The organism is Frankia sp. CeTa3Moorea, assembly GCF_978021225.1.
In genome coordinates this window covers 3359-15041 of the sequence record NZ_CDXDOR010000131.1, presented here as the reverse complement: position 1 = coordinate 15041, position 11683 = coordinate 3359, and the positions used below count along the sequence as shown (strand labels likewise).

11 protein-coding genes and 1 pseudogene are annotated in these 11683 nt (G+C 66.9%); 4 read left to right on the top strand and 8 right to left on the bottom strand.

Translation table 11 applies throughout. The annotated features are described in order from the left end of the window. From AC08OV_RS19105 to AC08OV_RS19095, 3 genes are all read right to left on the bottom strand, one after another. A partial coding sequence (locus AC08OV_RS19105; protein ID WP_476620052.1) for an ABC transporter transmembrane domain-containing protein occupies window positions 1-1011 on the bottom strand: 1011 nt, incomplete at its 3' end. Beyond that, complete coding sequence (locus AC08OV_RS19100; RefSeq protein WP_476620051.1) at window positions 1008-1718, bottom strand: methyltransferase domain-containing protein; 711 nt, start codon at window positions 1716-1718, stop codon at window positions 1008-1010. The genes AC08OV_RS19100 and AC08OV_RS19105, both read right to left, overlap by 4 nt. A gap of 20 nt (window positions 1719-1738) precedes the next feature. Then, window positions 1739-2485 (bottom strand): class I SAM-dependent DNA methyltransferase, encoded by a 747-nt coding sequence (locus AC08OV_RS19095; protein WP_476614446.1) that lies wholly within the window; start codon window positions 2483-2485, stop codon window positions 1739-1741. 1155 nt (window positions 2486-3640) lie between these two features. On the opposite strand from AC08OV_RS19095, the gene tnpC reads away from it, so the two are divergent. Then, entirely contained in the window at window positions 3641-5332 is a 1692-nt protein-coding gene (gene tnpC / locus AC08OV_RS19090; RefSeq protein ID WP_476614447.1) for an IS66 family transposase, read from the top strand. Window positions 5333-5942: 610 nt separating this feature from the next. Here the strand turns inward: tnpC and AC08OV_RS19085 are convergent. From AC08OV_RS19085 to AC08OV_RS19065, 5 genes are all read right to left on the bottom strand, one after another. Then, a complete protein-coding gene (locus AC08OV_RS19085) occupies window positions 5943-7028 on the bottom strand; it encodes an MBL fold metallo-hydrolase (protein WP_476620053.1) in 1086 nt (361 codons plus the stop codon). Between the two features lie 52 nt (window positions 7029-7080). Further along, window positions 7081-7656 carry a hypothetical protein gene (locus AC08OV_RS19080; RefSeq protein WP_476614449.1) on the bottom strand — a complete coding sequence of 192 codons (576 nt, stop codon included), beginning with the start codon at window positions 7654-7656 and terminating at the stop codon, window positions 7081-7083. Continuing rightward, complete coding sequence (locus AC08OV_RS19075; RefSeq protein ID WP_476614450.1) at window positions 7646-8383, bottom strand: hypothetical protein; 738 nt, start codon at window positions 8381-8383, stop codon at window positions 7646-7648. The genes AC08OV_RS19080 and AC08OV_RS19075 overlap by 11 nt, the downstream gene beginning before the upstream one ends. A gap of 250 nt (window positions 8384-8633) precedes the next feature. Beyond that, on the bottom strand, window positions 8634-9101 hold the full coding sequence (locus AC08OV_RS19070; protein WP_476614451.1) for an NUDIX hydrolase: 468 nt from the start codon (window positions 9099-9101) through the stop codon (window positions 8634-8636). Window positions 9102-9105: 4 nt separating this feature from the next. Then, a complete protein-coding gene (locus tag AC08OV_RS19065; protein ID WP_476614452.1) occupies window positions 9106-9882 on the bottom strand; it encodes a helix-turn-helix domain-containing protein in 777 nt (258 codons plus the stop codon). Between the two features lie 155 nt (window positions 9883-10037). Here AC08OV_RS19065 and AC08OV_RS19060 point away from each other — a divergent pair, with 155 nt between their 5' ends. From AC08OV_RS19060 to AC08OV_RS19050, 3 genes and pseudogenes are all read left to right on the top strand, one after another. Beyond that, window positions 10038-10238, top strand: a complete 201-nt coding sequence (locus AC08OV_RS19060; protein WP_476614453.1) for a hypothetical protein — start codon at window positions 10038-10040, stop codon at window positions 10236-10238. Continuing rightward, window positions 10238-10999: a hypothetical protein gene (locus AC08OV_RS19055; protein WP_476614454.1), complete on the top strand. Its 762-nt coding sequence runs from the start codon at window positions 10238-10240 to the stop codon at window positions 10997-10999. Before AC08OV_RS19060 ends, AC08OV_RS19055 begins: the two co-directional genes overlap by 1 nt. A 255-nt stretch (window positions 11000-11254) precedes the next feature. After that, window positions 11255-11629: pseudogene (locus AC08OV_RS19050) on the top strand (replication initiator); the annotation flags it as partial. Window positions 11630-11683 lie beyond the last annotated feature (54 nt).

The following is an 11683-nucleotide window of genomic DNA, read 5'->3' as shown; positions in this document are numbered from 1 at the left end:
CTGGGGATCGTGGGGCGGTGCCGCCGGCGGCTCCCCGCCGCGAGGCCGGCGCGCAGCCTGCTGGCCGGCCTCGATGAGCTCGCGGGCCGCCCGCGCGGCGGGGATGGCCGAGTACGACGCGTGGTAGGCCTCCTGCAGCTCCCGGACCGGGCGGAAGCACTCCCGGGTCAGCAGCAGGACCGTGAACAGCTCGACCGTGCTCAGCCCGCCGCCCGCGTGCCGCAGCGAGCCGACGGCGAGCGCGGCGGCGCTGCCACCGCCGACGAGTAGCGTCACCAGACCCACGTAGACGAGCACGACCGCGTTCAGCCGGGTCGAGTGCCGGCGGAACTCGTCGGCCTGCGCGGCCAGTTCGTCCGCCCGGCGGCGGCTCGCGCCGAGCCCTTTCAGGGTGGTCATGCCCTGCACGGCGTCGAGGTTGTCGGCATACATGCGGGTGTAGGACTTCCACCACGGCAGGTAGCGGGAGCGCAGCAGCCGGCGGGACAGCCGCGGCACCGCGGGTGCCGCCGCCGCGCACACGCCGACCGTGATCCCGATGACCGGATCGATCATGACAAGCACCGCGGTGGTGGCGCCGGCCCCGATCATCGCGGCGATGGCCTGCGGGGCGAACAGCGCCACGAACGGGTCGAGGCTCTCCACCCCGTCCACCACGGTCGACTGCACCGAGCCGGTGCGCCGGTCCGCGAGCCCGGCGGGGCCGAGCGCGAGCAGTGCCTCACCGAGGCGGCGCCGGATCGAGGCCCGGACCTCCCCGGCCGCGCGTACCGCCACGACCCGCCGCCACCAGAGCAGCAGGCAGCGCAGGACCTGTACCGCCACGACGGCGCCCAGGAGCGGCGCGACGTCCCCCAGGGAGTCGCCGCCGATGACGTCGGCCAGCACCCGTGCCAGCAGCAGGCCCATCCCGACCGACGTGGCGGTCAGCGCCAGCAGGATCGCGGCGACGACTGCCAGCTGCCGGCGGGCGCGGGCGTCGGCCAGCGCGAGGCGCCAGGGATCTCTCACTGGGCCAGGAACCCTTCGAAGCACAGGTACCGCATCACGGAGGTGACCCGGCGGAACCCCGCGGCCCGCAGCAGGTCGACGTACTCCTCGGCCGTCGCCGGCTGCAGGATCCCAGCCAGGCTGTCCGCCTTGTTCAGGATCTCCTCCGGGCTGAGTCCGTTGGCCCGCTTGAACCGGAGGTGAAGCAGGTCGATGACGGCTGCCAGGTGTGGGTCCGGCGTCAGCACCTTCTCGAAGACGAACAACCCACCGCCCTCGCGCAACGACTGGCGGACCCGGGCGAGCACGTCCGCCCGCGGCTTCTCGTCGAGGAAGTTCAGGGTCAGGTAGGCGACGGCGAAGTCGCAGGGACGGAGCTCGAAGTCGGTGAGGTCGGCCTCCACCACGCTGACGTTGCCCAGCCCGGCGCAGTGCCGGCGCGCCGACTCGACCATCTCCGGCACCCGCTCCACCCCGACCCAGGACGCGGCCCGGTTGCGTTCGGCGGACGTCGCCAGCGTGCGCAGCAGCTGCCCCGTCGAGGTGCCGAACTCGTAGCCCAGCCCGCCGGGGCGCACGAACGTGCTGGCGAGCTCCGCGGCCAGCCCGTGGCCGGCGTCGTAGAACGGGACGGAGCGGCGCACGTGGTCGACGAAGCCGGCGGCCATGACGGGGCCGTCGAAGTTCCAGGCTCCGTTGGCGACGGCGAGCGTCGCCCCGACCGGCATCGACCGCGTCGACGGGGCTGTCACGCGGCTCGCCGGCCGTAGACCGAGATGTGCTTGAGGCTGTCGGTACCGAACGGGCGCCGGTCCCAGCCGCCCCAGCGGTGCAGCAGGCGCAGCCCCGCCAGCCGGGCCATCAGGTCGAGCTCCGCCGGCCACGCGTGCCGTGCCTGCAGCGGGCGCAGCTGCGGCGTCTCCCCGTGGCGGAGGTAGACGTGGCAGGCCGACGCCACTCCGCTCAGCGGGTCCACCGGGGTGGTCACGTGGAGCACGACCTCCCCGGGCTCGATCCGGACCGTCCGCTGCGCGCCGGAGAGGAGGGCCTCGCTGCGCGGCACCATGGCCTCCAGGACGAAGCAGCCGTCCTCGGTGAGGTGGCGGGCGGCGTTGGCGAAGCAGTCCACCTGCTCGTCCTGCGAGGTGATCGCCGAGATCGTGTAGCTCGGCATGGCCACCACGGCGAACGGCCCGCCGAACTCGCCCGTCACGATGTCCCCTTCCAGGACCGTCACGGCGTCCGCGCCCGGTTTGGCACGCAGCTGGTCGAGCATCGACAACGAGTTGTCGACCCCGTGCACCGGCACTCCGCGCCCCGCGAGCGGGAGAGCGATCCGCCCGGTGCCGACGCCGAGCTCGAGCAGCGGCCTGCCACCGGACAGGTCGGCCAGGCACCGCACCGCGTCCTCGGTGTCGGGCCGGGTGCCGAAGTCACGTTCCCACCGGGCCGACCACTCCGGCCCGTAGGTGATGTCGCCGTACCGGTCCGACACCGGCCACCCCCGCTCACATGGCATGAAGTGAGAACCCCACCGGACTGGTGGAGAATCGTCAGAAACGTAAATGGAGATGATTTTCATTGTCAAGCTGGTGTCGTGACTTTCTGTGCGCAAATTCGGCTGTCCCAGCACCCGTGTCACCCTCGAAAGCCGCGGCGGAAACGCCGGCTTACGTCGCTGACCTGGGGCTCTGGTCCCGACCGTTCATGGGTGAGGTCCTTGGCCGCGGGCCAGGCAGCCGGTCCACGTCCAGGGGTCCTTCGGGGCGGTCGGGCGTGGCGAGTGATCCGGCTGCCGAGGCGGGACAGCCTGTGGCACAGCCGTTTCGCTTCCCGTCGCGGGGCGGGCTGGCCGGGCCCTGCCACGGTGCGAGCGCCTCGGGCAACGCGGCCCCGTCGCGGACTCCCGGCCGTTTCGGTCGGCAGCAGTCCACCCACAGATGACGCGAGACCACGCCCAGCGGCATTGACGGGAGAAGGCGGGTACCCCTCGATGGGCCTCGCCGACCGGAGGACTCGCTGTTGCCCGGTGCCCCCGGCGACTCCCCGGGCGTCCGCCGCGCCGGTCGCGGTCCGACGGCGGCACTCGCGCGCCACGACAGATGTGCGACGGGCCGGCGTGCGCCTCGCGGGGGCTCGGGTGCCTTCGGGGGAGCACCCGAGCCCCGCCGGCTCGATTCGTGCAGCGGGTTCGAGCCGCGTCTCTGTGAGGGCTGGACCGTGACAAGGGTGACAGTCGGGTGCCCGGAGGAAATAGGCGGCGGTCGGCGTGGCAAGCATGAACACGGCAAGACCGGGCCGCGCTGATGGGCTCTGCGGGGGCTACGTGAATTCTGCGAATGATTTGCGATTGCATGGGGTTCCCACCTGAGTGTTCCTCTCTATTTTGAGAAGGTATGCATATTCTCTGTGTCGGCTCTAGAGTCAATGCCGCTGAATTAAGCGACACGCGGGAGCGTTACGGTTGGTGGCCCGACGTGACGGGTGGTGATGTGGGTATCGCGTTTGACGAGATAGCTGTTGTGGCGGGCTCGTTTGATGACTCGGGGGCGTGTCCATTCACGGGTGCGCCGGGGTAGCCCGCTGACCTTGGGGTTTGTGTTGCGGGGACGCGCTGTGGTCGTTGCTTGATCCTGGTGGCTGGGCGTGGATGATCAGAGCTGTGGCTGAGCTGTCCGCATCGTCGTGGGAGTCGCGTCTCGCGGCTGCCGAGACGCGGATCGAGGAACTCGCCGCCGGGCAGGCCGCGTCGGTGGCGGCGAACGAGCGGTTGGCGTCGGTCAACGAGCGGCTGCGTCGGGTCGTGGAGGACTCGGCCGCACGGCATGAGGTGGAGCTTGGCGCGGTGCGCGCCGAGCGGGACCGGGCCGTGCGGCGGGTCGAGGAACTTGAGCTCGAACTCGCCGAGCTGCGTCGGCGGTTGTCGATGGACAGTACGAACTCCTCTGTGCCGCCGTCGAAGGAGCCGATCGGCGCGCGGGAGAAGCGGAAGGCCGAGCGGCGGGCGTCCTCGGAGCGGGTCCGGTCGAAGGAGAAGAAGCCGGGCGGGCAGCCGGGCCATCCGGGGTCGGGGCTGGCCCGGGAGGCGGAGCCGGACCGGTCGTTGTCGGCGGACCCGCCGTCGGAATGCTCGTCGTGCCAGGCGGATCTGTCCGACGCGGGGGTGCTGGCGGACGGGTGGGCGCAGGTCTGGGACTTGTGCGAACCGGTGCTGGAGAAGGTCGAGTGGGTGTTGCCGCGGCGGCGCTGCGCGTGCTGCCGGAAGGTCACCACCGCCGTGGTTCCGGGGGTGCGGCACGCGGCGGCGGGCGCGGTGTCCTACGGGCCCAGGCTGCACGGCGCGGCGGTGCTGCTCGCCTCGGAGGCGAACGTGCCGGTCCAGCGGGCCGCGATGGTGATCGACGGGCTGCTCGGGGTGCCGGTCTCGTCCGGGTTCGTCGCCCGCGCGAACGAACGGCTCACCCAGGACCTGGAGGCTGCCGGCTTCGACGAGGCGATGAAAGCCGCGCTGCGGGCCGAGCCGGTGCTCTGCGGTGACGAGTCGCCCGTCAACGTGCTGCGCAAGGACCTGGACGAGGCCACCGGCACCGTCCTGTCGGGCACCCCGCACCTGCTGGTCGTACGCACCCCGACGCCCGGGCTGGTCTGGTACGCGGCGATCAGCTCCCGGTCGTCGGAAGCGATCGACACCACCGGCGTCCTGACCGGCTGGCACGGCCTGTTCACCCGGGACGACTACGCCGGCTGGCACCAGTACGACCCCACCCTCACCGGCGTGCAACTGTGCTGTTCGCACCTCATTCGCTCGCTGCGGGCGGTGCTGACGCTCGCGCCGAAGGTCCAGAAGTGGGCCGGCCGGCTCATCGACCTGCTCCGCGAGGCCGGCCACCTCGTCGTCGCCGCCCGCGCCGCCGGCAGGAACCGCCTGGACCAGACCACGATCGACGGCCTGCGGACCCCCTACGACGCCGACGTCCGCATCGGCGAACTCGCGAACCTGTCCCGCCCCTGGGCCGACGACCGCAACCATCCCGGCCTGGTTTTGGCCCGCCGGCTCGCCGCGAAGGCCGACCAGGTCTGGCTCTTCACCACCAACTTCACGATCCCCTGGACGAACAATGCCAGCGAGCAGGCGATCCGCCTCCCGAAACGCCACCAGGCCGTCTCGGGCTACTGGCACACCCCCACCACGCTGGCCGCCTACCTGCGCGTGCGCTCCTACCTCGTCTCCGCCCGCGACCACGGCCTGACCGCCATCGACGCCATCCGCCTCGCCCTCGCCGGCACGCCCTGGCTACCAGTCCCGCGGACGGTCCGCCCCGCGCACGCTCTCGCCGCCTAAACCAACATCAACACGGGGCTGCTCGAGCCTCCACCGTGAATGGACACGTCAGACGGCGTGGGGCGGGTGGGGCTCGAACCCACGACCGACGGATTATGAGGGACTTCCGGAATCCTCGCTGACCTCGACAGATGCTGCGTGACCTGCGCGGATGGCTTACGGCATCTGCCATCGTCTTCGGCGGTTTCTCACGATCCTGCGGACTGGCTGCGGACCGGCACGAGGGGCCACGGCGGCTCCTCGTGCCTCCCATTTCTTTGTCCCGTTCCCCGGAGAGCGCCTTCGCCTGCGCGGGACGCCGGTCGGGTCAAGGGTGGCGCAGCCAGTCCGAAGGACCGCCCGAAGGGCGCCCTTGACGCGGCCGGTGTCCCGTCAGATCATCGGGCGCCCGGCTGGGGAAGGGCACCCGACGTGAGCAGCCGGGCCAGCCCAGCGTCACCTGGCGCTTAGAAGGCACAGAAAATACCAGCACCCCAGGGGCTTAACTTGGCGCTGCAGTCCGCTGGTGGACGTCAACGTCGTCGACCTCCATGGACGTTGCTACAGCGGTGGCTACCCCCATTCGCCTCTGACACCCCGACCCAAGATCAATTAATAGGCGTGTGGAACTTCAATCACGTATGGTTACCTCGTATGCGTGCTCAAGCTTGACCGCCGGCTTTTGGACATCTATCCGCCAATCACCCCCGGCAAGATTCTTGCGTGCTCGGACCTGACCGGGAATTCCCTCTACCTCATGGATAGAGCGCGCAAGGGTAGCTAGGCCAGATGCTGCCCGCCGGAGCTTAGCTGATTGCGCAGGAAGTGTTGGTCGCGCGGATACATAGGCGCGATCCGTAAGATTGCATATTCTTTTTGCGTCGTCGAGGGATGGTCTAGGCGTCACACCTGCGCGATAGGGAGCGACTAGCGCTACGCAGTTCTCCACGAGCATTTGCGACCATACGTCTTCGTGGTGGGCGTTTGGTGATCCGTGATGCGGAATCTTGAAAACCTCTGCCTTTGAAGACGGCTTCATACTCGAGCCCAGGACAGCGGCCCAGCCAGAATTTTTCCCGGGACCTCGGGTCAGATCCGAGCCGAGCAGTAATGAGGTATCGCCAACTTCCACCCACAGTGCTACGGCCAAGGTGTTTGGGTCGGGCGGCGCAAGCCGCCGAGGAGGCTCGCCAGGTACCGGGTACAAGCTCGTCAAATACTGGCCAGCTTTTGTAACCGCCTCATCAGAGGGGGACAACGCGATTACGTTTGCGGCTCTATGGTCGGCAGTCTCGGCCCGTCTGTATATTGGACGATCTGCGAGTGCGTGACGGTAGGCGGGAACGCCTCTTCCACGACCGCTATTGCGTGCTCGCGCTGCAAGAACTGCTTGAGCCTTCCGGTACTCATCGTATGCGGACTGCCTTACTACCCCCGAGATCTCACGATCAAACATTAGTAGTCCGAAGAATTCTTCGCTAGTCGCCGCCGCCGAGACGACGAAATCTGCATTGATGCAGGCGCTAACGACGTTGGATATCCCCGCGATATGATCGTTGTGTGCGTGTGTCGCAACAACTAGCTTTACCGACTCCGGAGATACATCAATCTCGGACAAGTAAGAAAGGGCTGGGTGTGCACCGGTGCGCTGGTCGATGCAAGAATCGACGATTATCCATTCATTCCATCCGAGATGCAGAAGGCAGCATTCACCCAAGCCGGGGCCAAATATTGAAATTTCAACAACATCGTCCGGTGGGCAGTCCCTTCTAATCGTCAAACCCCAGCTCCGCCCGATACGCCGCAGCCGCTTCCAACGCGCGAGAGAGGGTCGACGGCTGCCAGGTGGGAAGCCGGCGGAAATGTATAGAAGACGTCGTTGTGGGGCGGCCAGTCAAATTGCGAACACGCTTTATAGAGATGTAGAAATATGCACCCGGTGCTACCAGGTTCCTGTCGTCTAGCGATACGTCTTTTATCTCCAGCTCTACAGTCAAGCGTGATGGCTCATTCTGTGACTGTAGGGTTGCGAAAAAAGTTTCGGACTGAACTTCTGTAACGACACCCTCCCAGATGTCGAGTTCGGTGACCGACTCGAGATGGGGCGCTTGACCTATATACCCTTGATTTGCAAGGACGGTCGTACCGCGATAGCCAACAGAATAGGCGGATTTATTGCCACCCGGAGGCGACTCCATATACTTAATTTGATTACGATCTGCATGAATTGAAGAATCTGTTTCATGGATAGCCGAAGATGGTTTTTTTGGTACGCCTACGTAGGTTCCAATCTCGATCTTAACTGGATTGTTTGTAGTGGTCACGAGAAGCGATTCAGGCTTCACGGAATTCCCCCATTTCCGCAAAGATTCTGACAATATCTGCTGAATCTGTCAGCGACGCCTGCCAGTTGCTGCGCAGAATTTCTGCGGCAATCTTCAGATGGCCCGGAGCGGGTGGAATTTCGAGGCTGGCCAAATTCTCCAAGCCGAAGAGCTCCTCCCTTGTGCTCGGCTGTCTGTCTACTTTTTTCAAAATATAATGGTCATTGCGTTCGACGAAAATTCCGCGATTAATCAGGTTCGACGGCTCGAATCTTACCTGTATGTATCCTGCGTACTCGTCCTTGCGTGAGCCGCGTACAGTCAGTCCGACGGTTCCTGGGAGCAGCATCGCCTGTTCCCAAATTTTTTTGGGCGCGACGGTGTCTCCGATTGAATGCCAACGCTCGATGGAGTCTATTTTGATATGGAAGCTTCTATTGATGCCAATGGCATTGACTGGAGAATCTTCTAGAATGTCGAAGATGCCAAGAGCTAGATCGCGAAGTCGGAGATACTCTGTCGGATCCGATGTACTCAGAGAGAAGGTATCTTCCGTAACCTGCACACTCAGCCAACCTGCAGCGAAGATTGATATTTGCGGGGTAATGGCTTGTATCTTTGCCGATCTTGTCTGTTCTTCCCCTATAAGGTGATTTACAAGTAGCCAGCCTGGAGAAAATTTAGTCGGGTCGAATCTCCCGCGAACGACAAGCGCGAGAGATTCACTGGCGAACTCGGTCGGGCTCACCGCTCGCTCCCTGTAACGCTGACACTGGCCGGAGTCTCATCGCGCACTATGGGATCTTATCCGGATCGAGGTCCTCAGCCATGCGGACTGGCGGTAGCTCGTCAGGCTGTTGCTGTCGATCTCCGGACCCCTGGTACGGCACAGGCAGCGACACGCCGGCGAGCATGGCCCGCCAGGGCCACGCGCAGCCGTCGCGTGGCGCAGCCCCAGAAGTAGCCTTCTTGATCCTAAACAGACAGATTCGGCAGTCTCAACGGAGTACCGGTGGGCCGGCAGCGAGGTAGTCGCGGATGCGGATCCGGATGCTGTCGTGCATGGTCAGCTCGTCGAGGGTGGCGGGGTCGTGGAAGTCGACAGCCGTGGATTCGTCGCTGACCTGGAGGGTTCCGTCGGTGATGGTGCAGGCGCAGCAGATGTTGAACTGCTGGCGGACCTCGCCATCGTCGTAGGCGAAGACGTGGCCGGGGTCGGAGTAGATGCCGACGATGCGGTCGATCCGCACGTCGAAGCCGGTCTCTTCCTTGGTCTCGCGGATGACGCAGTCAGCGAAGGTCTCGCCGATGTCCATCTTCCCGCCGGGGAGCGCCCAGTTCCCGGAGTCGCTGCGCCGCTGGAGCAGGATGCGGCCCTGGGCGTCGGCGACGATGGCGGACCCTCCGACGACCAGGGAGTTCGCGGTGGGGGCGTGGGGGTCGTGGTAGTAGTCGACGCGGCCCATCGGGTCATGCCTCCCGGTCTGGTCGGGCGTCGTGCGGCCTGGTGGTGGGTGCGGTCCAGATGGCTTCGAACTGGTGGGCGTAGCTCTCGAAGAGGCCGGCGGGGCTGTGCCGCTTCAGGTGGAGCATGGGGTGCTGGAAACCGTGCAGCTTGTATAGGTACGGCGTGACGAGCATCTGGTCGTCGAACCGGTAGAGCGCGTTGCACAGCGGCACCCGGTGGAAGCGCAGCTCCACACCGGGGTTGGACAGCAGGGGCTCGAAGTGGCCGACGGTCGAGCGGATACGTCCCGGGAGCGTCCCGCCGAGGTTCTCCAGCTCGTCGCGGGCGGTGACCTCGGCGCATTCCGGGTCCGCCAGGGCGATGCGGACGCGTAGGCCCTGGGCGCACTTGTCGGCGAGGATGCGGGGCAGGTCGGGGTGCTGCTCGGGGAAGAACAGCATCGCGTAGCCCATGAGGTCGATCGTCGTCCCGGCGCGGTCCAGGAGGCGTGACCAGAGCTGGGATGGCGCGTCGGCGCGGCGGGCGTAGGCCGACACGATCTCGCTGGTCACGAGAGAGCCGGAGGCGCTGGCCGCGCTGGCTTCCGGCCAGAGTTCCTCTTCGGAGCGGCCGAGTGCGTCGGAGGCCTTCCACCGGTGCCGCGGGTGGGGAAGGCGTCCTTTCAACCAGCGCTGCACGGTCTTGGGGTCCACGCCGACTGATCGCGCAAGGGTCTCGATCTCCATACCGCTCGATGCCATGGCCACCCGCAAGTGCTCGTTGGTTCCCTGGGCCGCCACTGTCACACCCTCCTTCCGGGGACGTTACGGACAGCATCATAGACGTTCTAAACGTCCCCGATCGGCGGCAGGGACGTCCCGTCATCTGATCGACGCTCAACGTCACCGCAAGGTGCGCGGCGGAGCAGGACGGATGGCGAGGGGAGCCACTGCCCATGAAGGCGGAAGAACCGGTCTACGGGCTCGTGCGGTTCGAGGGCGACGGCCAACGGGTGCGGGAGATCGTGTTGGCGTTCGAGACCGCGGGCGCGGCCGACCGGTACGCCCGCGAGGTCGGCTGGTCGGAGTACGGCGTCGGCCCGGTGCGGTTCCCCGCGTCGGTCCAGGCGGCCGATGCGCACGCGGCGGTGGCCTGATGGGCGGCACCAGGCAAGCGACGATCGCGGCGACGTACCGGTCGTACGTGCTGGCCCTGCTCGATCGCGACGCCGCCTACGACGACGACCCGAAAGGCGACCCGCCACTCACCCTCGCGGACTACCGGCGGGCCCTGGTCACGGTTCTCGCGCTGGACCCATCCCCGCTGCTCGTCGCCGGACGATGGGTCACCGGCACGGAAGCGACAGCGTTCACCGCAGGGCAGCAAGCGGGGCTCGACGGCGCTGTCGTCGCCATCGGCGAGACCTGGCGCCCGGAACTCCTCCGCCGATTCAACGACGACACTCCGGAGCACTCGGCGGATGCTGGCACCGCTGTCGACGCCGCCATAGCCGTACCCACGAGCCCGGGGCCGATGACGTTGGCGCTGGCTGTTCACCACGGTCTGCTCTCCTCCGCCGCCGCTCCGCCGTCATACGGCACGCCTCGGCCCCCTGCGGTGCCTGGCCACAGCTCCGGGCGGCTGCTGGTCGTCGATGGTGACGGGGAGGTTGTGGGCTCGTTCGCCCGGTCGGAGTTCGCTCGTGCGCACGGCTGGGCGCATATGCGGGTGGCGGAGCCGCTGACCCGGCGGCCGGTGTGGATCGAGGATCTGGAACGGCGGGAGTCCTGGCGGATCGACACCGGCTCGTGCGTGCATCAGCGGTGGACGTCGATTTCATCGTCGGCCCTGGGCGCGGGCTGCTCGATGGGCGCGGCAGCGGCCATACCACCAATGGATGAAGGCCATACCAAGTAGAGATGGGCAGGCCAACCGGTTATACCGGGTCGCAATACATTGACGGTATAACTGTTGGCACACGGATGGTCACGCACGTAGTGTCCGTTATGCCCATAAGACGGAGCGGGCTCCGGGTGGGCGGAGCAGGCGCGACCATGGCCGGGCGGCCCTCATCAAGCGTCCCATCGGTGGGGCGGGGGGTGCGGTACCCGGCGGCCGACGTCCGGCTCCTTCCCCCGTTCGGTCTGCCCTGCCTCGTGGGACTGGTCGCCCGTGCCCTCGTTCGCCCCCGCCCCGCCCTCGTCCGTTCCTGCCCCGTCGTCTGTTCCTGCTCCCTCGGCCGGTTCGTCGCGGGTCGACCGTGCCCGGATGCCGCTCGCTCGCCAGGTCGTGGAGGCCGTGGCGGTGGAGAACGGGGTGTGCATCCGCCCGCTGGCCATGCGACGTGTCGACACCATCACCGGGGAGACTTCGGTGCACGCCGTGCCCTGCGGGGCGACCCTGGCGAGCAAGTGCCCGTCGTGCGCGGAGCGGGCGCGCAAGCTGCGGATGGCCCAGTGCAAGTCCGGCTGGCATCTCGACACCGAACCGCTTCCCGACCCGGACCCGCCAACCGACGACATGAAGACGCTCGCGACCTTCCGGGCCAGGGCCTCGGCGAGGTAGCTCATCGTGTCGATCGGTTGCAGACGGTAGCGAGAA